General features: G+C 70.3%; 24 protein-coding genes. 8 read left to right on the top strand and 16 right to left on the bottom strand.

What is annotated here, in order from left to right:
- Nucleotides 1–130 precede the first annotated feature (130 nt).
- The 5 genes from ACPWT1_RS18445 to ACPWT1_RS18425 form a co-directional block, all read right to left on the bottom strand.
- Nucleotides 131–289 carry a hypothetical protein gene (locus ACPWT1_RS18445; RefSeq protein WP_427912588.1) on the bottom strand — a complete coding sequence of 53 codons (159 nt, stop codon included), beginning with the start codon at nucleotides 287–289 and terminating at the stop codon, nucleotides 131–133.
- Between the two features lie 75 nt (nucleotides 290–364).
- Nucleotides 365–928 carry a DUF2894 domain-containing protein gene (locus ACPWT1_RS18440; protein ID WP_427912587.1) on the bottom strand — a complete coding sequence of 188 codons (564 nt, stop codon included), beginning with the start codon at nucleotides 926–928 and terminating at the stop codon, nucleotides 365–367.
- Nucleotides 925–1,590: an OmpA family protein gene (locus ACPWT1_RS18435; protein WP_427912586.1), complete on the bottom strand. Its 666-nt coding sequence runs from the start codon at nucleotides 1,588–1,590 to the stop codon at nucleotides 925–927. Before ACPWT1_RS18435 ends, ACPWT1_RS18440 begins: the two co-directional genes overlap by 4 nt.
- A complete protein-coding gene (locus tag ACPWT1_RS18430) occupies nucleotides 1,587–3,671 on the bottom strand; it encodes a DUF802 domain-containing protein (protein WP_427912585.1) in 2,085 nt (694 codons plus the stop codon). The genes ACPWT1_RS18435 and ACPWT1_RS18430 overlap by 4 nt, the downstream gene beginning before the upstream one ends.
- Nucleotides 3,672–3,673: 2 nt before the next feature.
- Complete coding sequence (locus ACPWT1_RS18425; RefSeq protein WP_427912584.1) at nucleotides 3,674–4,429, bottom strand: DUF3348 family protein; 756 nt, start codon at nucleotides 4,427–4,429, stop codon at nucleotides 3,674–3,676.
- A 332-nt stretch (nucleotides 4,430–4,761) separates the two neighbouring features.
- Here ACPWT1_RS18425 and gndA point away from each other — a divergent pair, with 332 nt between their 5' ends.
- Nucleotides 4,762–6,165 carry an NADP-dependent phosphogluconate dehydrogenase gene (gene gndA / locus ACPWT1_RS18420; RefSeq protein ID WP_427915592.1) on the top strand — a complete coding sequence of 468 codons (1,404 nt, stop codon included), beginning with the start codon at nucleotides 4,762–4,764 and terminating at the stop codon, nucleotides 6,163–6,165.
- Between the two features lie 143 nt (nucleotides 6,166–6,308).
- Entirely contained in the window at nucleotides 6,309–7,127 is an 819-nt protein-coding gene (locus ACPWT1_RS18415; RefSeq protein ID WP_427912583.1) for a glycosyltransferase, read from the top strand.
- A 10-nt stretch (nucleotides 7,128–7,137) separates the two neighbouring features.
- Here ACPWT1_RS18415 and ACPWT1_RS18410 read toward each other — a convergent pair whose 3' ends face one another.
- Nucleotides 7,138–8,340 carry an ammonium transporter gene (locus tag ACPWT1_RS18410; protein WP_427912582.1) on the bottom strand — a complete coding sequence of 401 codons (1,203 nt, stop codon included), beginning with the start codon at nucleotides 8,338–8,340 and terminating at the stop codon, nucleotides 7,138–7,140.
- 170 nt (nucleotides 8,341–8,510) lie between these two features.
- On the opposite strand from ACPWT1_RS18410, the gene ACPWT1_RS18405 reads away from it, so the two are divergent.
- Both ACPWT1_RS18405 and ACPWT1_RS18400 read left to right on the top strand, forming a co-directional pair.
- Nucleotides 8,511–8,753 carry a glutaredoxin domain-containing protein gene (locus ACPWT1_RS18405; protein WP_427912581.1) on the top strand — a complete coding sequence of 81 codons (243 nt, stop codon included), beginning with the start codon at nucleotides 8,511–8,513 and terminating at the stop codon, nucleotides 8,751–8,753.
- A gap of 39 nt (nucleotides 8,754–8,792) precedes the next feature.
- Nucleotides 8,793–9,149 carry an STAS/SEC14 domain-containing protein gene (locus tag ACPWT1_RS18400; protein ID WP_427912580.1) on the top strand — a complete coding sequence of 119 codons (357 nt, stop codon included), beginning with the start codon at nucleotides 8,793–8,795 and terminating at the stop codon, nucleotides 9,147–9,149.
- A gap of 21 nt (nucleotides 9,150–9,170) precedes the next feature.
- Here the strand turns inward: ACPWT1_RS18400 and ACPWT1_RS18395 are convergent, their stop codons facing one another.
- From ACPWT1_RS18395 to ACPWT1_RS18385, 3 genes are all read right to left on the bottom strand, one after another.
- Nucleotides 9,171–9,311: a hypothetical protein gene (locus ACPWT1_RS18395; RefSeq protein WP_427912579.1), complete on the bottom strand. Its 141-nt coding sequence runs from the start codon at nucleotides 9,309–9,311 to the stop codon at nucleotides 9,171–9,173.
- A 394-nt stretch (nucleotides 9,312–9,705) separates the two neighbouring features.
- Nucleotides 9,706–10,200: a hypothetical protein gene (locus ACPWT1_RS18390; protein WP_427912578.1), complete on the bottom strand. Its 495-nt coding sequence runs from the start codon at nucleotides 10,198–10,200 to the stop codon at nucleotides 9,706–9,708.
- Nucleotides 10,201–10,269: 69 nt separating this feature from the next.
- The gene (locus ACPWT1_RS18385) at nucleotides 10,270–11,034 is read right to left on the bottom strand and encodes a hypothetical protein (protein WP_427912577.1); all 765 of its coding nucleotides are present in this window, start codon (nucleotides 11,032–11,034) and stop codon (nucleotides 10,270–10,272) included.
- Nucleotides 11,035–11,157: 123 nt separating this feature from the next.
- On the opposite strand from ACPWT1_RS18385, the gene ACPWT1_RS18380 reads away from it, so the two are divergent.
- Nucleotides 11,158–12,096: a bestrophin family protein gene (locus ACPWT1_RS18380; protein ID WP_427912576.1), complete on the top strand. Its 939-nt coding sequence runs from the start codon at nucleotides 11,158–11,160 to the stop codon at nucleotides 12,094–12,096.
- 15 nt (nucleotides 12,097–12,111) lie between these two features.
- Here ACPWT1_RS18380 and ACPWT1_RS18375 read toward each other — a convergent pair whose 3' ends face one another.
- From ACPWT1_RS18375 to ACPWT1_RS18360, 4 genes are all read right to left on the bottom strand, one after another.
- Nucleotides 12,112–15,000, bottom strand: coding sequence for a molybdopterin oxidoreductase family protein (locus ACPWT1_RS18375; RefSeq protein WP_427912575.1), 2,889 nt, complete (start codon nucleotides 14,998–15,000; stop codon nucleotides 12,112–12,114).
- A 147-nt stretch (nucleotides 15,001–15,147) separates the two neighbouring features.
- Nucleotides 15,148–15,273 (bottom strand): hypothetical protein, encoded by a 126-nt coding sequence (locus tag ACPWT1_RS18370; protein ID WP_427912574.1) that lies wholly within the window; start codon nucleotides 15,271–15,273, stop codon nucleotides 15,148–15,150.
- Nucleotides 15,273–15,974, bottom strand: coding sequence for an SRPBCC family protein (locus tag ACPWT1_RS18365; protein WP_427912573.1), 702 nt, complete (start codon nucleotides 15,972–15,974; stop codon nucleotides 15,273–15,275). The genes ACPWT1_RS18370 and ACPWT1_RS18365 overlap by 1 nt, the downstream gene beginning before the upstream one ends.
- A gap of 161 nt (nucleotides 15,975–16,135) precedes the next feature.
- Complete coding sequence (locus tag ACPWT1_RS18360; RefSeq protein WP_427912572.1) at nucleotides 16,136–16,537, bottom strand: FKBP-type peptidyl-prolyl cis-trans isomerase; 402 nt, start codon at nucleotides 16,535–16,537, stop codon at nucleotides 16,136–16,138.
- Nucleotides 16,538–16,636: 99 nt separating this feature from the next.
- Between ACPWT1_RS18360 and ACPWT1_RS18355 the strand changes: the two genes are divergently transcribed.
- Both ACPWT1_RS18355 and ACPWT1_RS18350 read left to right on the top strand, forming a co-directional pair.
- The gene (locus tag ACPWT1_RS18355) at nucleotides 16,637–17,113 is read left to right on the top strand and encodes a hypothetical protein (RefSeq protein WP_427912571.1); all 477 of its coding nucleotides are present in this window, start codon (nucleotides 16,637–16,639) and stop codon (nucleotides 17,111–17,113) included.
- Nucleotides 17,114–17,126: 13 nt separating this feature from the next.
- Nucleotides 17,127–17,804 (top strand): DUF3313 family protein, encoded by a 678-nt coding sequence (locus tag ACPWT1_RS18350; protein WP_427912570.1) that lies wholly within the window; start codon nucleotides 17,127–17,129, stop codon nucleotides 17,802–17,804.
- Nucleotides 17,805–17,813: 9 nt separating this feature from the next.
- On the opposite strand, the gene ggt is transcribed toward ACPWT1_RS18350, so the two are convergent.
- Nucleotides 17,814–19,550 (bottom strand): gamma-glutamyltransferase, encoded by a 1,737-nt coding sequence (ggt, locus tag ACPWT1_RS18345; protein ID WP_427915591.1) that lies wholly within the window; start codon nucleotides 19,548–19,550, stop codon nucleotides 17,814–17,816.
- A 68-nt stretch (nucleotides 19,551–19,618) separates the two neighbouring features.
- Complete coding sequence (locus ACPWT1_RS18340; protein ID WP_427912569.1) at nucleotides 19,619–19,846, bottom strand: hypothetical protein; 228 nt, start codon at nucleotides 19,844–19,846, stop codon at nucleotides 19,619–19,621.
- Nucleotides 19,847–19,913: 67 nt separating this feature from the next.
- On the opposite strand from ACPWT1_RS18340, the gene ACPWT1_RS18335 reads away from it, so the two are divergent.
- A complete protein-coding gene (locus ACPWT1_RS18335; protein WP_427912568.1) occupies nucleotides 19,914–20,339 on the top strand; it encodes a DUF1810 domain-containing protein in 426 nt (141 codons plus the stop codon).
- On the opposite strand, the gene ACPWT1_RS18330 is transcribed toward ACPWT1_RS18335, so the two are convergent.
- Nucleotides 20,336–20,740 carry a DUF6869 domain-containing protein gene (locus ACPWT1_RS18330; protein WP_427912567.1) on the bottom strand — a complete coding sequence of 135 codons (405 nt, stop codon included), beginning with the start codon at nucleotides 20,738–20,740 and terminating at the stop codon, nucleotides 20,336–20,338. The genes ACPWT1_RS18335 and ACPWT1_RS18330 overlap by 4 nt on opposite strands.
- Nucleotides 20,741–20,747: the final 7 nt, after the last annotated feature.

Genomic DNA, 20,747 nt, shown 5'->3' with positions numbered 1-20,747 from the left:
GGATTGCGGGTGAAGCCCGCAATGACCCAAGGCGTCGTGTGGCGCGGGTCAAGCCCGCAATGGCACGAATCGGTGTCATGCCGGGTTTGACCCGGCATCCAGTGCGGCGGCGAATGTGCCGCCTGGGACCTCAGCGCTCGGTCTTGCGCGCGGAGCGATCCTGCATGGACTCGTCGCTGCGCTTGGTGGCCTTGGGCTGGCCCGCTGTCTGGCGCGCGGCCTCGGCGCGTTGCTGCTGGACCGGCTGCTGGCGCTTGCTGTTGTCGGTGTGACGGCTGCGTTTGCTCATGGATGCCTTCCGGAGGTTGAAAGCAGTCCATGCTAGGGATGGCCTCGCCCGATCGAGGCTGGGCAATGAACTGTTTCAGCTGCGGCGCTTCGCCGTCTTGCGCGGAGCGGCCGGCGTCTCCGTCGCCCGCTCCAGCCAGTGCATCGTCTCGATGACGCCCACCATGCGTCGCAGATAGTCGGGCGATGCAGCCTGCAACAGCGCGAACGTCTGCAGCACCAGCGCATGCGAGTTCAGCGGGCCCGCATTGCGCGGCTTGCGCGCCAGGGCCTGCGCCACGCGATCGACCACCTGCAGGCGCGCATAGGCCTGGCGGAAGCGGCGCACGCTGGACAGCTCGGGTGTGCTGCGCGAGGGCATCGCGAGTGTCGCCAGAGCGCTGGCCGACGGCTTGCCCGTGCGCCGTCCGGCAACCATCGGCATCGGCGCGTCCCGTGCACTGAGTTCGCGCAGGGCGTCCACCAGCCGGGCCTGCAGCAAGGCCTGCACCGGCGCGGGCTGCCCCGCCATGCGGGCAGACAGCTTCTCCAGCGCCTGGAAGCGGATCGGGTCGGCGCGCCAGGCGCCATCGGCCCGCAATGCGGCGAGCTGCGCCTGCAGCGCTTCGGCGTCGTCGCGACCGGCGACTCGATCGTTCATGGCTTCGCCGGCGTGCCCTGCGCGGCCACCGAAGGCGCACGCGGCACCGGGGCCATCTCCACGCGACGGTTCAACGCCCGCCCGCTCTCGTCGGTGTTCGAGGCGACCGGTTGCTCGGCCCCGAAGGCCGCCGCGAACACCTGCGACGACGGCATGCCTTCGTCGATCAACGCCCGCGTCACCGTCAGCGCGCGTTGCGCCGACAGCTCCAGGTTGTCGCTGAACTGCCGGTTGCGGCCGGACACCTTCTTGTCGTCGGTGAAGCCGCTCACCATCAGCAGCTCGTTGCGTTCACCGAGGTACACGCGCAGCGGATGCACCAGGCTTTGCAGCAGCTGGCGGCCCTCGGGGCGCAGCTGGTCGCTGTTGACGGGGAACAGCACGCTGCCGCTGATGCCGATGCGGCCGTTGCTCACGGTGACGCGTCCGGTGGCGAGCGGCACCGCGAGCGCCTTCTCCAGGGCGATGCGGCGCTGCTCCTCCTGCTTGCGCTTCTCCATCTCGGACTGCAGGGTGGACACCAGGTCCATCTGCACCACCAGCACGCCCACCAGCACCAGCACGAACGCGCCCAGCAGGCCCGCCATCAGGTCGCCGAAGACGGCCCAGATCGGCGCGGCGTGCTGGCCGCCGTCGTCGCTGTCGTCGACCAGCGCGCTCATCCCAGCGCCTCGTCGGCCAGGGTCACGATCGCCTGCTTGCCCTGCAGCTGCCGCAGCTGGCCGAGGATGCCCTCCTGCGAGGTGATGCTCAGGTCGATCACCTCGCGGGCCTGCGTGACGTAGTACGCCAGCTGCTCGTCGCTGCGCTCGATGGAGCGCTGCAGCGTGGACTCCAGCTGCACCAGCGTGTCCAGCACCTTGCCGTTGCTGGCCTGGAAGTGCTGCACGCCTTCGGCGAAGGCCTGGGCCAGCGTGCTCATCTCGATCGAGCTGGCGGCGATGTGCGCCGCGGTGTCGGTGGCGCGGCCCGCGTTGGCTTCCAGCACCTGCGCGAATTGCGTGCTCGATTGCTCCAGCACCGTCGTGGTCGACTGCACCAGCGTGGCGATCGCATCGCGCTGCGCGCCGGCGGCCTGCTGCACCTCGTGCAGCACGGTGCCCAGCTTCTCGAGCAGCGTGGTGCGCTCCTGCAGCGCCAGGTTGTCCCGCTCGGCCGAACGGCCCACTTCCTCCCGAAGCTGCGACAGCACGCCGGCCGCGGCGGCGGGCACTTCGGAGGCGGTCTGCAGCAGGCGCTGCACCGGCGCTTCCATGGCACCGCCGAGGGTTGCCATCTGCTGCACCGTGTCCTGTGCCAGGCGCTGCCACTGCGCTTCCAGCCTGCTGCCCAAGGCCTCCAGCGACTCGGTCCAGGCCTGCAGGCGCTCGCGCTCTCGCGTGGCCTGGCCCTGGTGCGAGGCGGAGAAGCTGTCGCCGAGGGTGGACACGAGGGCGCTGCTGCGCTGCTCGAACGTCGCCGTGAAGTCGGCCAGGCTCTCGCGCAGGGCGGCGGCGGCCGCATCGCTGCTGCGGGCATGCGCCTGCAGCGCCGATTGCCAGCCGGTCTCGACGGTGCGCGCGGTGTCGCGGAACGAGGCGGTGAGCGTGTCGGCCTGCTGCTTCACCGAAGTCGCGAGCGCCTCGGCCTGCTGCTTGACCGATGCCGTGAGCGCCTCGGTCTGCTGCTTCGCCGACGCGGTCAGCGATTCGGTCTGCTGTTTCGCGGACGCCGTCAGCGCATCGGCTTGCCGCTTCGCCGCCTCGGTGACGGCCTGCACCTGCTGCTGCGCCGCTTCGGCCAGCTTGGCGTTGTGCTGCTGCATGGCTTCGGCCACGCGCGCGTTCTCGCGCGTCGATTGCTCCACCACGGTCTGCATCGCCGAGGCGACCACGGGGCGGATGCTGTCGCCGGCAGCCGTGGCCGCAGCGACCAGGCTGTCCTGCAGCGATGCGCCGACGGTGCGCGCAAGTTCGCCGTACGACTGCGCGGCTTCCTGGTGGAACCGCGACTGGCCGGCCAGCAGCTGTGCGTCGAGTTGCTGCGCGCGCTGGTCCAGGCGCTGCATCAGCGCCTCGAGCTTGTCGACCACCTGTGGCAGCGTGCCGGCCTGCGCCTGCAACGCGCGGAACGTCTCCTCGCGCTGGTGGGCGAACGAGAACGGACGCAGCGTTCCGGCGATGCGCTGGTCCAGCGTGCGTGCCGCGTCCAGCCGCTCGCGGCGCGCGATGGCCGACATCAGGCCCAGCATGGCCGATGCCGCAACACCAGCGATGGAGGTGCCGAACGACAGGCCCAGGCCGCGGATCGGCTCGGCCAGCGCGGCGCGGATCGCCTGCAGGTCGGTGGAGCCCTGCATCGCGAACATCGCGCCCTTGAAGGTGACCACCATGCCGAGGAAGGTGCCCAGCATGCCGAGCATGACGAGCAGGCCAACGAGGTAGGGCGTGAGCGCCGGGCCCGGCAAGGCACCGCGTTCGCCTTCGAGGCGCTGGCGCACGGCAGGCCGCAGCGAGAGTGGCAGGCGATCCAGCCAGGCGGGAAGGGCGGCGGGCGCTTGCGAGGCGGTCTCCTGCAGCGCGGTGGACAGGGACGCGGTGTCGGCGCGGAACTGACGCAGCTCCCACGCGCCCAGCACGTACACGCAGCCGATGGCGACGGTCATCGCCAGCGCGAGCCAGTTGGTGCCGACGAAGCCCTGGCCCACCCAGGCCACGGCCAGGAGGCCGATCGCGAAAGCCGCGGCGAAGAATCGTTTGCTCATGCTCATGGGGTCGTGTTGGTGTCGGTGGCGGCGGCCTCGACGAGGCCGGCCACGGGGTCGAGGCGCAGGTCGCGCTCGGCGATGAGGACCTGGCGCCAGTCCTGCGCGAAGGCGTGGAGCCAGCCGCCGGGCTTGCTCCAGCGTGCAGGGTCGTCGTCGACGGCGTCTTGCGCCACGGCGCGCTCGTGGTCCTTGCGCAGCTGGTCGAAGCGCCGCTGCAGCAGGCGCGGGATGCGGGGCAGCGCCGACTGCTCGCGGGCGGCCAGCACTTTCTCGAGCGTGGCGTCGAGCGCGGCCAGCTGCTGCAGCCGCGGGGAGGCGCTGGAGAGGGCCTGGCGCACGTGGTCGCGCACCGCGGCCACCATCTGGTCCATCTGGCGCTGCAACGCCGCGTGGCGGTGCTGGTAGCCGGACCACGCGGCCTCGGCGGGCGAGGGCAGCACGGCGCGTGTCTTGCCGCGTCCGGGCAGGGGCACGTCGAAGAACGGCTCGACCTCCTGGCCGATCGCGTGCGCCAGCGTGCCGCGCACGCGCTCCACGTCCTCGCGCAGCTTGCGTGCGAGCGCGGCCGGCGTGGTGCGCGCGGCCGTGCGCCGCGCACGCACCTGCTGGTTCACCGCCTGCAGTGCGATCGCATCCAGCGGATTGAGCTGCAGGCTCAGGCGCTCGGCGAAGTCGATCCCCGAGCTGTCCGGCGCGGCCGGCAGCCACTCACCGAGCAGGCGGACCAGGTTCGAACTGCAGAACGTCGTGCGCAATGGCCAATCCCGGGCGCCACGCGGGCGCCTTCCAAGTTCGTTCGTCGGTGCGCAGCGGCCGGCGGCGCGAGGCCTGCGCGGCTGCGGCGCGGGAGGGCCGCGATGGGCCCGGACGGCTGGCGGCTCGCGTCTGAGGCGCCAGCGGAGCGCTATTAGAAACCAACTCGGCAGCAGCGCCGCGGCGCTGCTGGCGCTGCCCGGGATGGGTTGGTAAGCATCGGTAGCGGGCGTGCGGCGGGTCGCGCGGGTGTGGGGTGGATGCAGCGGCCCGGCCTACTTTGCCGGCAGCCCGGCCGTTGTCGAGCCTCGGGGACAATCGGGGGATGAATTCCCTGAAGCAATCGGACCTGGGCATCGTCGGCCTGGGTGTGATGGGCGAGAACCTGGCCCTCAATTTCGACCGCAACGGCTTCGCCGTCAGCGGCTATGACCTGGACGACACCAAGCGCGAGAACTTCGCGCGCCGCACACACGCCGCCGCGCCGCGATCGCTGCAGGAGCTGGTGGCCAGCCTGCGCACCCCGCGCGTGCTGCTGCTGATGGTGCCCGCCGGTGCTGCAGTCGATGCAGTGCTGGCCGACCTGCGCCCGCTGCTCGCGGCGGGCGACATCGTCATCGACGGCGGCAACACGCGCTTCACCGACACCCAGCGCCGCATGCTGGAGCTCGAAGGCACCGGCATCCTCTACGTGGGAGCCGGCGTGAGCGGTGGCGAGGAGGGTGCGTTGCGCGGCCCGGCGATCATGGCCGGCGGCCATGTGCAGGCCTGGCCGCGCGTGAAGCCGATGCTGCAGGCCATTGCCGCGCGCGCCGAGGACGGCCAGCCGTGCTGCGACTGGATGGGGCCGTCGGCCGCGGGCCACTACGTGAAGATGGTCCACAACGGGATCGAGTACGCCGACATGCAGACGATCTGCGAGGCCTACTTCCTGATGCAGCAGCTCGCCCGGCTGCAACCGGCGGAGATGAGCGAGGTGTTCGCGGGCTGGAACCGCGGCGAGCTCTCCAGCTACCTGGTCGGCATCACGGCCGAGATCCTGGCGCGCACGGATCCGGAGACGGCCAAGCCGATGGTCGACGTCATCGTCGACACGGCGGAGCAGAAGGGCACGGGCAAATGGGCCAGCCAGGCGGCGCTGGACCTGGGCGTGACGGCGCCCACCATCGCCGATGCGGTGTTCGCGCGCACCGTGAGCGCGGTGCGTGCCGAGCGCGCGGCCGCCTCGCAAGTGCTGCGTGGCCCGTCGCTGGCATTCGCGGGCGATCGCGAGGCGTTCGTCGAGAAGATCCGCCGCGCCCTGCTGGCCGCCAAGGTCTGCGCCTATGCGCAGGGCTTCCAGCTGCTCGCGGCGGCCGACCGCGAGTACGCCTGGGACCTGCCGTTCGGCACCGTCGCGGGTGTCTGGCGCGCGGGCTGCATCATCCGCGCGCGCCTGCTGGAGGACATCCGCCGCGCCTACGTGCGCGATCCGAAGCTGGCCAACCTGCTGCTCGATGAGCACTTCGCCGCGGTGATGGCCGACTCGCACCAGGCCTTGCGCGACGTGGTTGCGGCCGCGGCGCAGCACGGCGTGCCGGTGCCCGCGTTCATGAGCGCGCTGGCGTACTACGACAGCTATCGCGCGGCGCGCCTGCCGGCCAACCTGCTGCAGGCCCAGCGCGATTACTTCGGCGCGCACACCTACCAGCGGCTGGACCGGCCGGGGAAGTTCCACACGAAGTGGACGGAAGCCTGAGCGTGCGCGGGGCAGTCCGCATCTGACGAAGAGTTCAGATCGAACTGATCCGGCACGTCTTGTGACAATTCACGGACGTGCGGAGGCGCACGGATGGCGCTGAGCTTCTAGAGTCTGGCGAACTGCCAACTCCTTCACGCCGCATGCGCGCCTACATCACCCTGCTGAGCACGCCCGACTACCTGCCGGGCGTGGCCTGTCTCGCCGCGAGCCTGCAGCGCACCGGCACCCACATCCCGCTGGTCGTGGCGGTGTCGGCCGGATTGCCGCAGGCCACGCGCAATGCGTTGACCACGATGCCCGGCGTGGCCCAGGTTCTGCCACTGCCAGCCGACGGGCTGCTCCCCGGCTGGGCCGTGCAGCAGCACCACCACTGGGCCTACACCTTCGACAAGCTGTGGCTGTTCGGGCTGGACCAGTTCAGCAAGCTGGTCTACCTGGACTGCGACATGGTGGTCCTGCAGAACATCGACGACCTGTTCAACGCCCCGCACATGGCGGCCGTCGATGCAGGCCGGCTGGTCAACAGCGACTGGATCCGGCTCAACTCGGGCCTGATGGTCATCGAGCCCAAGGCCGAGCTGCCGCAGCGCATCGCCACGACGCTGGAGATGGCGCGCGACGAGATGCAGCGCGACGGCCGGCCCGCGCTGGGCGACCAGGACCTGATCAATTCCTTCTATGCCGACTGGTCGCGCGAGGGCCCGCACCTGGACCAGGGCGACAACTGCTTCTTCGACTACGTGGACGCGTACCTGGACACCGGGCTGTATGCATTGCCCGGGCGGCTGACGCGCGGCACGACGCGTGGACTGCGCGTCGTGCACTTCGCCGGCCGCTACAAGCCGTGGATGCCGCGCGCGCGGCTTCGCAACGCCCTCGCGCTGCTGCGCGGCCGCATGGGGCCGGGCCAGCGCGAGGTGCTGCGCACGTACGGCGAGCTGCTGCGCCGCGTTCCCTAGGCCCCGGCTGCTACCAGGTCGCCTCGCGCTCGGGCGTCGACCCGATGCGGTGGATGGCGAGGTCGGCGCCCTCGTATTCCTCTTCCTGCGACAGGCGCAGGCCCAGGGTGAACTTGAGGGCCCCGTAGACCAGCAGTCCACTGAGGGCGGCCCATGTCACGCCGAGCAGGCTGCCGATCGCCTGCGCGCCGAAGCTGATGCCGCCCATGCCCCCCAGCGCCTTGCTGCCGAAGATGCCGGCGGCCAGCCCGCCCCAGAGGCCGCACAGGCCGTGCAGCGGCCACACCCCGAGGACGTCGTCGATGCGCCAGCGGTTCTGGGCGACGGTGAACATCGCCACGAAGATCGCGCCGGCGATGGCACCGACGGCCAGCGCCCCGATCGGATGCATCACGTCCGAGCCCGCGCACACGGCGACGAGGCCGGCGAGCGGGCCGTTGTGCACGAAGCCGGGGTCATTGCGGCCCAGGACCAGCGCGGCGAGCGTGCCACCCACCATCGCCATCAGCGAGTTGACCGCGACCAGGCCCGAGACCTTGTCGAGCGTCTGCGCGCTCATCACGTTGAAGCCGAACCAGCCGACGGTGAGGATCCACGCACCCAGGGCAAGGAACGGGATGTTCGAGGGCGGGTGTGCCGACATCGCCCCATCCTTGCGATAGCGGTTGGCGCGCGCGCCGAGCAGCAGCACCGCCGGCAGGGCGAGCCAGCCGCCCACGGCGTGCACCACCACGGAGCCGGCGAAGTCGTGGAACTCCGCGCCCGTGGTGCGCTGGATCCAGCCCTGGATGCCGAACGCGTGGTTCCAGCTCACGCCTTCGAACAGGGGATAGACCAGGCCGACGATGACCGCCGTCGCCAGCAGCTGCGGCCCGAAGCGGGCGCGCTCGGCGATGCCGCCCGAGATGATGGCCGGGATGGCGGCGGCGAACGTGAGCAGGAAGAAGAACTTCACCAGCTCGTAGCCGTTCTTCGCCGCCAGCTGCTCGGCGCCGACGAAGAACGAAGTGCCGTACGCCACGGTGTAGCCCACGAGGAAGTAGGCGATGGTGGAAATGGCGAAGTCGCTGAGGATCTTCACCAGCGCGTTCACCTGGTTCTTCTTGCGGACGGTGCCCAGTTCCAGAAACGCGAACCCCGCGTGCATGGCCAGGACCATGACTCCGCCGAGCAGGATGAACAGGACGTCACCGCCCTGTTTGAGTGCCTCCATGGATGTCTCTCCGAGAGAATTGCTTCGTGTTGGTGCGTTCGCGGGCCATCCCGGCTCACGCGCACCTCGATCAAGCAATAAGCGCGCCAACAACGTGCACCGGAAGTCCGGCACGGTGCGCCCCTCCCGCTGCAAGTTCGGCGTCAGCACGGCCGATACACTGGAGCGCGATGCCCCTGAAGATCGTTGTCTATTCCAAGTCGGCCTGCCCGCAATGCGACTCGGCCAAGTCGCTGCTGAAGTCGCGCAACCTCGCGTTCGACGAAGTGAAGATCGACGACGAGGCCGAGCGGCTCGCGTTCTACGCGAAGTGCGGTCCGTCGGTGCGGCAGATGCCGCAGGTCTTCATCAACGACCAGCGGGTGGGCGGCCTGCCCGGCCTGCAGGCTGCGCTCGCGCAGCTGAACGCCTAGCTCGTCCCCGCGCACCGGGCGCAACGCCGTCCTCTCGCCATGTTCAACATCGCCATCTCACGGCGGGACCATCTCGTCGTCGCCTGCAGCGGCGAACCCGCGCCGAACGACTACCTGGGTGGCTTGGCCCTGATCGCGGACATCTGCGCGCGCGAGGGCATGCGGCGCGTGCTCATCGACATGAGCGGCATTCCCTACGTCACGGAAGACGAGGACCGCCTCGAAGTGGCGCGCGTCGCGGCGGTGCGCCTGAAAGGCGTGCGCGTGGCGATGGTCGTGGACGCGCCCTGGCTCCTGCAGGAGCCCGAGATCTTCGCCAACGAGATCGGCCTGCAGACGCAGATGTTCCGCGACCGCGCCGAAGCGCAGGCGTGGCTGGCGCAAGGCCATCGCTGACGCGATCGCCTTGCGGGGCGCTCAGGCGCCCTGGCCAATGAGCAGCAGAACGGCCGCCGCCGCGTAGGGCAGCAGGGCACTCGCGGCTGCATACAGCAGCAATTGCAGTCCGTCGGTGGACTTGCGGGGAGCGTGCTCCCTCAGGCTCAGATCGATGTGCATGGCGTTTCCTTCAGCGATGCGCGCGCACGGCCAGGCCCGCACGTGGCGAGACCACGTGAGCGACAGCTGTGCGAGCAGGACGAGGGGCTGCGCCGGCCATGGGCCGAGGCGCAGGGCGTCAACGAGCGGTGCAGGACCGCGTCGTCATCGTTCGGGAACGCTGGGGGGCAGGATCCAGCGCGAGGCGCTGGTGCACAGGCGCGAGTCGTCGACACGGCCTGCGCCTTTGTGGAGGCGGGAAACGGAAGGCTGGAGTCGCCTTGCGTCTGGCCCGCCAATCAGGACGGGTTGCAACATGGGGTCTCTCCGTTTGCAGCAGCGGCGCACCATGCACCGCTGCTTCGATTTTACCCGAGGCCGTTCGTTTCGTGTCTGTCGACCTGCACTGCGCGCCCTAGGCCTGGCGGGGTGGCAACGGGTTGCCGCCGGAGGCCGCACGAAGCCGCGCCGCCTCCTCGTAGACGCGCTGCAGGCGTGCCGCGCTTTCGTCGCGCAGCATCGTGGCTTCGGCCTGCCACGCGTACGGCGCTTCTTCCTCCGCGCCGCGCGCGAAGCGGGTATAGGCGTGAACCGCCTTCACTTCGGCGGCATGCGCGCGCGCCTGTGCGCGTCGCCATTCCTCGATGCGCCGCGTGAGCGTCGCGACGTCTGCCTGGTCGCGCGCGGGTGCCGGTCCGGTGGCCGGCGCTTCCGGTGCCGCGGGTGCCAGCGGCGTGAGGCTGCTGCCCAGAAACTCGCGCCACAGCCGGTCCGCATTGGCCCGCTGCCGCTTGGCCGCGGCCACCAGGTCGCGATGGTCTTCGGTGCCGGCCGCTGCGCGCGCGGCCTGCTCGGCTTCCGCGGCGGCGCGCTCCGCCAGTCGCCATTCCTCGATGTCTGGTTGTTGCATGCGCCTCCCGCTATCGCATGTGTGGCCGCGCTTCGGACGAGCGCGGTTCTCAGGGCCGCGATTGTGCGCTCAGAACCGCGCCGCGACGGACAGCCGCAGCATGTCCTGCGGCGTGAAGTTGACCTTGGGGTCCCACGCCGCGCGCAGCGACCAGCGCGGCCAGTCGTAGGTGACGGAAGCGCCGAGCCGGTGGATGCGCTCGCCTTCGACGTCGCCACGCTTGGCCAGGAGGTCGACGGTGAGCCGTTCGCCTTCGCGCGGTTCGGTCCGCCAGTTCAGGTGCAGGTGGCGCTGGTCGGGGTTCTCGCGGTTGTCGGCCACCAGCAGGAGCTGCACTTGCTGGTGCTCGCTGCGCCGCCCGGCCGCGAGCATCACCATGTCATTCGGATCGAAATTCAGGTTGACGTAGGGGCGCAGGTTGGTTCGGCCGGCGCCGACGCCGGCAAACCAGGTCTCGCCCGTTTCGACGTAAACGCTGCCACCGCGGAAGCCGCCGGATGCGAGTTGCACCGAGGGCTGCACGCGCGCTGGCCCGAGATCGAAGAACCGGTCCCAGCCGGCGCGCGATTGCGTGGGACCGCCGGCGCTTTGCGTGTACCAGCCGACCCACGCATTGCCGAAATCACCCGAGCGGCGCAGGTTCAGGTCGAGCGCCGTCGCGCGCGGCTGCGCGCCGCCGCTGAGGGCGTAGACGCCGGTGGTGAGCTTCCACGGCAGTTCCTCGCCATGGCTGCCCGGGCCATCGTCGGCGGCGAAGGCCGGCATCGCGAACGGGCAGAGGGAGAGCGAGGCGAGGGCGGCGCGGGCGAGTGGCCGCAGGTGCGGTGCTGGCATCGCGCCATGATGCCGCAGCGGCAGGATCCACAGGGAGTTGAAAGGCACCATCGCTTAGCATCGCGAGTTGTCCATCCGCTTCCAGGAGCGATCCCGCCGCGCGATCGCCATCGTTTCCCGCCTGTGATTGTCCGAGACCGCCCGCACGGGGCCCAGCTGTTCTTCATCGTCCGCGGCTCCGTCCTTCCCCACGTCGCCTGGGAGCTGATCACCTGCATCGCCGTCGCGGTGCTCGTGACCCTCACCCATGGATTCGTCTACCAGTTCAAGGTGACGCTGACCACCGTGCCGTTCTCGCTGATCGGCCTGGCGCTCGCGATCTTCCTGGGCTTTCGCAACAGCACGGCCTACGACCGCTACTGGGAGGCGCGCAAGCTCTGGGCGGAAGTCGAGTCGCGTTCGCGCACGTTCGCGCGGCAAGTGCAGACGATGCTGCTGCTGGACGCGCCCGCTTCGCCCACGCCTCCGCAGGACCCGCGCCACGGCCTGGTGATGCGCACGATCGCGTTCGCCTCGGCGCTGCGGCACCAGCTGCGCGGAAGCGATCCCATGCCCGACATGCGCAGGCTGCTGGCCGAGGCCGACGTGGCCGGCTTCGGGACGGCGCGCACAGGCACCGACTACCTGCTGCGCCGCAATGGCGAGGTCCTCGGCGACCTGCTGCGTGCACGCAAGGTCGACGCACCGCTCGCGCTGGACCTCGACCAGACGCTGACGGCACTGACGTCGGCGGCAGCGGGCTGCGAGCGGATCCAGAACACGCCGGTGCCGTTCCCGTACACGCTGCTGCTGCACCGGACGGCGTGGCTCTACTGCTTCCTGCTGCCGTTCGGGCTGGTGGACACGGTCGGCTTCATGACGCCGTTCGTGGTGGCGATCGTTGCCTACACCTTCTTCGGCCTCGACGCGCTGGGTGACGAGATCGAGGAGCCGTTCGGCCTGGCCGCCAACCACCTGCCGCTGGACACGGTGTGCCAGAACATCGAGATCCAGTTGCGCGAAGCCCTGGGCGAAACGGACCTGCCTGCGGCGCTGCAGCCGGTGGAGTACCGGCTCACCTGAGTTGCGGCGCGAGCCTCAGGACGGCACCACCAGCACCTGCGGCGCCGCCTGCCGGATGCGGGTGCGCAGCCAGTCTCCCTGGCGCTTGTTGCGCTCGCGGATCTGCTGGATGGCCTTCAGCAGTTCCTCGTCGCGCAGTGCATGCGCCGCCTGCTCCATCACGTCGACCGAGATCAGGCTCTCGTTGACCAGCAGCCACAGGTCGTGCAGGTCGCGCAGCAGGTCGAACGCGTTCGGCTTGCGCTGCACCAGCAGGGCCTTGTCCAGCCGCTCGGGCTCGCCTTCCTTGCGCTCGCCGTACTTCGCCACGAACGGCACCAGCGAGCGCTCGGCCTCGGTCGACCACTGCTCGAACTGCTGGCACATCGTGCCCAGGTCGGGCTCGTCGGGGTGCGTGTGGCGCGCCTGTTCGAACGCTCGCACCAGGCGCTGCTCGCTCAATTGCAGCAGGCCCAGGTAGTCGGCGGTGTGCGAGCGCGCGGGCTTCAGGTGCTTCACCGCCGTGACGGCACCCTGCGCGGCGGCCTTGAGCGCGCCGGTCACGCCGCCGCCAGGCTGCGCCTTTGGATCCAGCGCCACCTGTTCGGGCTGGCGCGTGCGCGGCGACGCCACTTTCTCCAGCGACACGGCCGCGTACTTGTAGTGCGGCTGCTTGCTGACCGGATCCCACTCGTAGATGGTCAGCTCGTTGGCCGCGCGCGCATGCTCCGGCGCATCCCAGTAGCCATAGTGGAACGGCACGAACACCTGGCCGCGATCGATGTCGCCCACCTGCGCGCGCGCCTCGAGCGTGCCGCGGCGCGAGGTGGCCCGCACCCAGTCGCCCTCCTTCACGCCGAGGGAGGCCGCGTCCTCGCGCGAGATCTGCAGGTAGGCGTCGGGCGCGGCGGCCACCAACTCGGGCGAGCGGCCGGTCTTGGTGCGGGTGTGGAAGTGGTGCGTCAGGCGGCCCGTGGTGAGGAAGAACGGGTACTGCGCATCGGGCTCCTCGGGCGGTGGCACGTACTCGGCCGGCTTGAGCAGCGCCCGGCCGTCGGGGCGCATGGCCTTGTACTCGGCCACCGGCACCACCGCACCCGTGAGCAGGTCATGGCCGAAGGTCTCGCACGTGTCGGGATCGGTCATGAACCTGTGGTCGGTGTAGATCCGGCGCGAGCCCTGCGGATGCTGCTCGTTGCAGGGCCACTGCACGCCCGCGCCGCCGGTGAGCCTGGCATAGCTCATGCCGCTGTAGTCGCAGGGCCGTCCGCGCGAGCACGCCTTCCAGGCCTCGAAGCACTCCTCCGGCGTCTTCCACTTGATCAGGGGCGCGCCGTCCTTGTCGCGCAGGTCCATGCGCTGCGCGAATTCGAGAAAGATGTCGAAGTCCGGGCGGGCCTGGCCGGGCGCATCGACCGCCTTGTGGCTGATGTGGACGGTGCGGTCGACGTTGGTGAAAGTGCCTGTCTTCTCGCCCCAGATCGCGGTGGGCAGCACCACGTCGGCCAGGGCCGCCGTCTCGGTCATGAAGGCGTCCTGCACCACGACGAACAAATCGGGCTTGCCCAGGATGGCTCGCACGCGATCGAGGTTGGGCAACGACACCGCGGGATTGGTCGCCTGGATCCACAGCATGCGGATCGAGCCGGTCTCGCAGTAGCGGAAGATCTGCATCGAATGGGTCGGCGGCGCCCAGTGCGGAATCCGCGCCGGCTCCACGTTCCACAGGCGCGCGAGTTCGGCGATGTGCTCCGTGTTCTCCCAGTTGCGGAAAGCGGGCAGGTCGCCATCGGCGCCGGTCTCGCGCGTGTTCTCCGAGGTCGGCTGCCCGTTCATCTGCAGGATCCCGCAGCCCGGCTTGCCGATGCGCCCCAGCACGAGGTTGATGTTGTTCACCTGCACCGCCGCGGCCGTCGCCTGGTTCGACTGGTACACGCCCTGCAGGCAGGTGGACAGCAGCATGGACGACGTGGCGATGATGCGTGCGGCGTCGCGCAACTTCTGCGCGTCGATGCCCGAGATCTGCTGCACGCGCTCGGGTGTGTAGGGCTGCACCACCTCGCGCAGCTTGTCGAAGCCGAGCGTGTGCGCCTCCACGAAGGCGCGGTCCACATGGCCGCCCTCCATCAGCAGGTGCAGCAGGCCGTTCAGCACCGCGACGTTGGTGCCCAGGCGCGGCGCCAGGTGCACGTCGGCCTCGCGTGCCGTCATGGTGCGGCGCGGGTCGATGACGATCAGCTTGGGCGGACGCGGTCCGGCGCGGCGGTCCAGCACGCGGCTCCAGAGCACGGTGTCCGTGGCCGACATGTTGTGGCCCACCATCAGAACGCAGTCGGTCTCGTCGATGTCCCAGTAGCTGCCCGGCTGGCCGTCGGAGCCGAAGGTCTCCTTCAGCGCTGCCGCCGCCGTGGCGGTGCACAGGCGGGTGTTGCCGTCCATGTGCGGCGTGCCGAGCCCCGCCTTGCCGATGACACCCAGCGTGTAGTACTCCTCCAGGAACAGCTGGCCCGACGTGTAGAAGCCGATCGCGCTGCCGCTGAACTCCTTCTTCACCTGCGCCGCGCGCTGAACGATGAGCGACATGGCGTCGTCCCAGCTGGCCGGGTCGAGGCGGCCATTCCGCCGCACGAGCGGCGTGGTCAGCCGGTCGGGACTGTTGTTCGCTTCCCAGCCGTGCAGGCCCTTGGGGCCGAGTCGGCCGCGGCTGGTGGTGTCCTGCGCACGGCCGCGCACGCCGACGATGCGTCCGTCCTTGACGCCGATGTCGCAGCCGCAGCCGTTGGAGCACAGCACGCAGGCGGACTGCACCCAGCGGTCGGGCTGCTCGAGCGTTCGCTCGTCGGCGCGCTCGGGCCATTGGGCCTCGCCCGCGTAGGGCGTGCGCGGACCCCAGATGTCCTCGATGCTGTCGCGTGTGGTGGTCATGGCGATGGATGGGCAAGTGGAATGCCTGCGGCCTCGACGCCACAAACATCGGATTCCGATCTATATCGCCTTTCACCCTGCGTGTGTGTCGGACAGCCCCAATGGCCGCCGCGCACACCGGCCGCGAGGATGTCGCGCCGCCCGGAGTCAGGACTCGGCGCGCGCCACCGTGTCTTTCGCGCCGCTCTGCACCACGCGCTGCTCCTCCTGCATCTCCTTGCCGACGAAGACGTCGTGCGGCGTGCGCGTGCGACCGGACGGTGCGGAGCGCATCAATGCTCGGTGACGGTGCCGCGCCATGCACCCGTCTCGGCGCCGCGCTGCTCGACGAGTTGCTTGAAGCGCTTCAGGTTGCCCTTGGCCGTGAGCTTCACGCCGCCGATCGCGTCGCCCACCTTCTCGCCCAGCGTCTCGGGCTCGTAGTCCATCTGCAGCATCACGCGGGTGCGGTTCTCGCCGATCTTGTGGAACGTCACCACGCCGCCGTTGGCCACGCCATTGGTGCTGCGCCAGGCGATGCGCTTGTCGGGGATCTGCTCGGTGATCTCGGCGTCCCACTCCTTGGTCTTGCCGCCCACCACGGCGCGCCAGTGCAGGTGCGTGTCGTCGACCTGCCTGACCTCCTGCACGGTCGCCATGAACTTGGGGAACTGCTCGAACTGGGTCCACTGGTTGTACGCGGTGCTCACCGGCACCTCGAGCTCGATCGCCTCGTGCACGTTCGACGCACGGCCGGAGCCGGGGCTGCTGCGCAGCACGTTCGACAGGTACAGCGCGCCACCCACCAGCGCCGCCAGGCCGAGAACAGCGGTGCCCATCGGCATGCGCGTCCTGACATCGCTGTTCATCACGTCGCTGACGTTGTCGTTCAGGTCGTCGAGCATGGTGCGGCGCCGGTAGCGGCGGACCTGGTCGGCCAGCAGCAGGCCGCCGGCGGCGAGTGCGGCATAGGTGGTGCGGTTGGGGTTCTCCATGGTGCTCCTTCTGCGTGTCGTGGCGCTGTCGCGCCGGAACCCGCGATGCTGCCCACCCCTGCCGCGGCCGCAGGCAACCAAGTGCAAGCAGCCCGCCGGCCCCGTCACCGCCTGTGGCAATCGCGTGGCCCAGCCGCGCGATGCAAGCTGCGCAGTTCGGGCTAGCGCTGGGTGCCCAGCAGTTCGACCTCGAACACGAGCGTCGCATTCGGCGGGATCACGCCGCCCGCGCCGCGCTCGCCGTAGGCGATGGAGGGCGGGCAGGTGAGGCGGGCCTTGCCGCCCGTCTTCATCCGCTGCACGCCTTCGGTCCAGCAGGGGATCACGCGATTGAGCGGAAATTGCGCGGGACGACCGCGGCCGTAGGAGCTGTCGAACTCGCGTCCGTCGGGCAACGTGCCGCGGTAATGGACCTGCACGACGTCGGTGGCCGTGGGCGAAGGGCCGGTGCCTTCGCGAAGCGACTCGTAGACGAGTCCGCTGGCCGTGGTGACCGGCGGCGGGGGCTGCGTGGCGCAGGCGGCGAGCAGGGCGGCGGCGAGGAGGAGGGGCGTTCGGACCATGCGGCGATTGTCGCGCCGGGGAGGCTGGCGCGATGGCGATGCAACTCCCGCGCGCCGCGGCGGTCTACACCTATTTCCCATTCCCTCCGGAGCACGGCCATGGCCGCTGCCAGACTCTGCAAGCGTGTCGCCTCCATGGGCGCGACGCTCCTGTTGGCCGCCGCGCCGCTGGCGGCATTCGCCCACGGCGGTGGGCATGGGGGCGGTCACGGCGGCGGTCATGGCGGACACGCGGGTGGACCTGCAGGCGTACGCGGGGGCCCCGGCTCTGCAGGACATGTCGTCGGCGGCTCCGGTTCCCATTTCCACGGCGGCGGTTTCCACGGCCACGGCGGGTCGCCCGCGTTCCACGGCGGGCACTGGGCGCATGGGGTGCGTGGCGGCACGCTCGGCTGGTGGTGGGTGGGCGCAGCGGCGCCCGTGTACCTGCAGCCGATCGCGCCGGCGGCGGTGCTGGTGCAGCCGGAGTCGCGCTACTACTGCGGCGTCCTGCAGGCGTATTACCCCGAGGTGCTGACCTGCCCCGAGCCCTGGCTGCTGGTGGGACCGATGCCGGGATCGATCCCGCAGGAGTGACGAGGAGATCCTCATGACGACCATGCGCTGGATTCGCCGCGCGACCGTGCTTGCTGCTCTCGTGGCGGCGCCGGTCGCCTTCGCTGATTTCAATGGCTCGCTCGACCAGCTGGTGCCTGCGCAGGGCCTGCAGCGCACGCAGCTGGCCGGCCTGGGGCTCGCGTCCGTGCGGCCGGGGGCGTCACTGGGCAGCTATGACCGCGTGCTGCTGGAGCCCGTCGACGTGTCCTTCCGCCGCGACTGGAAGCCCTACCGCACGGGCAGCGTGATTCCGCTCGGCCCGCAGGAGCGCGAGGCGCTGCGCAAGGACGTGGCCCGATCGGTCCAGCAGGCGTTCGCCGCCACGCTGCCGCAACACGGCCTGGTGCTGGCGAACGAAGCCGGCCCTGGCGTGCTGCGGATGAAGCTGAAGGTCGTCGACGTGTATCTCAACAATCCGTGGACCCCGACGCCGGGCCGATCGCGCGTGCTGGCGGCGTCCAGCGGCGAGATGACGCTGGTGGCCGAACTCAGCGACGCCCGCTCGGGCGAGCTGCTGCTGCGTGCGGGCGACTGGCAGGACATGCGCAACCCGGGCCGCCTGCTGCCCAGCAACGACGTGCGCACGGGCTGGGACGTGGACCGCACGGCGCAGCTGTGGGCGAGCGCCGTGGCCGATGCGATGCGGCCGCCGCGCGGCGTGTCGCCCTGAGCGCGCGACTCAGTACCCGAGCGCCAAGCCCGTGTTGCGGCGCGGGTCGTTGGCGCCGTAATAGCGGTTGCGCCCCACCGGCTTGCCCTTGAGCGAGGGGGCACCCACCAGGATGGCGACGACGTGGTTGGCCGGTTGCGGGCCGGCCAGCTTGTGGCCCATGCCCTCGAGGATCTTGCGCGTGTCGGGGCTGATCGCGAACCGTTCGACGTTGGTGGCGTCGGGCAGCCATTGCTGGTGGAAGCGCGGTGCGTCGATCGCCTCCTGGATGTCCATGTCGTAGTCGATCACGTTGAGGATGGTGTGCAGCACTGCCGTGATGATGCGGCTGCCGCCGGGCGTCCCCACCACCATCACTGGCTTGCCGTTCTGGGTGACGATCGTCGGCGACATCGAGCTGAGCGGCGTCTTGCCGGGCGCGATGGAGTTGGCCTGGCCCTGCACCAGGCCATACAGGTTGGGCACGCCGACCTTGACGGTGAAGTCGTCCATCTCGTCGTTCAGCAGCACGCCCGTGCCCGCGGCGGTGACCTTGGCGCCGAACCAGTCGTTGAGCGTGTAGGTGACGGAGACCGCGTTGCCGTCCTTGTCGATGATGGAGTAGTGCGTGGTGTTGCTGCCCTCGTGCGGCGGCACGCCGGGCTTCAGGGCCGCGGAGTCGCCGGCCTTCTGCGGGTCGATCGCCTGCCGGATCGCGGCCGCGTAGCTCTTGTCCAGCAGGCGATCGATCGGGTTCTTCACGAACGCCGGGTCGCCGAGGTAGCTGTTGCGGTCCATGTACGCATGGCGCATCGCCTCGATCTGGTAGTGCACCGACTGCGCCGAGCGGAAGCCCAGGTCGCGCAGCGGATAGCCTTCCAGCACGTTGAGGATCTCGCAGATCACCACGCCGCCGCTGCTGGGCGGCGGCGCCGACACCACGTGGTAGCCGCGGTAGTCGCACTCGATGGGCGCCAGTTCGCGCACGCGGTACTTGTCCAGGTCTTCCTGCGTGAGGATGCCGCCGCCGGCCTTGCTCGACGAGGCGATGGCCGCGGCCACCGGTCCCTGGTAGAAGCCGGCCGCGCCATGCCGCGCGATCTGCTTCAGCGTGCCGGCCAGATCCTTTTGCACCAGCCGGTCGCCGACCTTGTACGGCTCGCCCTTGTTCAGGAAGATCGCCGCGGTCGCCGGGTCCTTGCGAAAGCCTTCCGTGGCCGTGCCCAGCAGGTCGATGTCGCCCTGTTCCAGCACGAAGCCGCGGTCGGCCAGCGAGATCGCGGGCGCGATCACCTCACCGCGCTTCATCGTGCCGTAGGTGGCCAGCGCATGCTCCATGCCCGCCACGCTGCCGGGCACGCCCACGGCGAGGTGGCCGCCGGTGCTGGCGCCCTTCACAACGTTGCCATCCTTGTCCAGGTACATGTCGGGCCGCGCGGCCAGCGGCGCCTTCTCGCGGAAATCGATGAAGGTCTTGCGCCCGTCGGCCAGCTGGATCGTCATGAAGCCGCCGCCTCCCAGGTTGCCGGCCGCGGGATAGACGACCGCGAGGGCATAGCCGACCGCGACGGCGGCATCGACGGCGTTGCCGCCCTTCTTCAGCACGTCGACGCCGACCTGGCTGGCCAGGTGCTGGGCCGTGACCACCATCCCGTTCTCGGCGCCCACGGGCGGCACCGACGCGGCATGGGACGTGATGGCGAGGAAGGTGGTCGCGACGACGGCAACTCCGCGCCTGATGCAGGACAGCGGGAACGAGGCGGGCATGCGCATGGTTGTCTCCTGGAGCTCCGCGCGGTGCTGCGCGGGGCTTGGAGCTTACCGGCTCGCGCCCGTCACGGCGAGCGGTGCAGCCGCGGTGCCGACAGCGCCTGCACGCTGTCCGCGATCGCGCCGTCGACATCGCGCCACTTGCCGGTGAGCTGCGCTGCGCCCATCGCCTTCTCCAGCGCGCGCAGGTCGCGCACGCTGGGCGCCACCCTGATCTGGGCGATGGCGCCGGCGGGGTTGCCTGCGCGCAGCAGCGCGATCACCTTGTCGGACCAGGCGGGACGGGGCGGCATGCGGGCTTTCGTGAAGGCAAGGGGCGCATTGTCACCGGCGGGGACCGCACGCGACTAGAGTGGTGCGATGGCAGCCGATCCCTTCGATCTCCAGCGGTTCGTCACCGCGCAGGACACCGTGTGGGCGGACGTGCTCGCCGAGCTGCGCGCCGGGCTCAAGCAGTCCCACTGGATGTGGTTCGTGTTCCCGCAGCTGGCGACGCTGGGCCGCAGCAGCATGGCCCGTCGTTACGGCCTGTCCGGCGTGGACGAGGCAAGGGCCTATCTCATGCACCCGGTCCTCGGGCCGCGACTGCTCGAGTGCTGCCAGCTGCTGCTGCACCTGCGGCAGCACGACGCCGTGGCGATCTTCGGCGAGACCGACGCGATGAAGCTGCGCTCCTGCCTGACCCTGTTCGCCGAAGCGGCGCAGGACAACGAGGTGTTCAGCGACGCCCTGCGCCAGTACTTCGGCGGCACGCCCGATCCGCTGACGACCGCGGCCCTGCGCTAGCGGCCGGGCGTTCCGTAGCCGGCTGCGAGCCGGCGCGCGACGTCGACGCTTCGCACCGCATCGATCCTGGCCCAGATGTCCGTCGGGGCGCAGTCCCACGCCAGCGCCAGCAGCTTGCAGAACCCGGGATTGCTCCAGGCGGCGCGCTCGATGCGGTCGATGAACTGGCCGCTGGCCTCGTCGATCAGGCGCCGCAGCGGACCGGTCGCGAGCGCCAGGTGCACCTCGGGATCGGCACTGGTCTGCAGCACGCGCAGCAGGGTGCGCCAGCTCTGTTCCGCCTCGGGCGTGCCGGTCTCCTCGGCGCTGCGATGTGCCGAGGAGGTCCAGGTGCCCGTGGAGACCTGCCGCGCGTGGATCGACGCGCGGGTCCACTCGTTGATGTCGGACGTGGTCAGCATGGGATGC

The sequence above is a fragment of the Ramlibacter sp. MMS24-I3-19 genome (assembly GCF_050320135.1).
GTDB lineage: Bacteria > Pseudomonadota > Gammaproteobacteria > Burkholderiales > Burkholderiaceae_C > Ramlibacter.
Note: the sequence above shows the minus strand (reverse complement) of the source record. Positions and strands in the feature narration are given on the sequence as shown.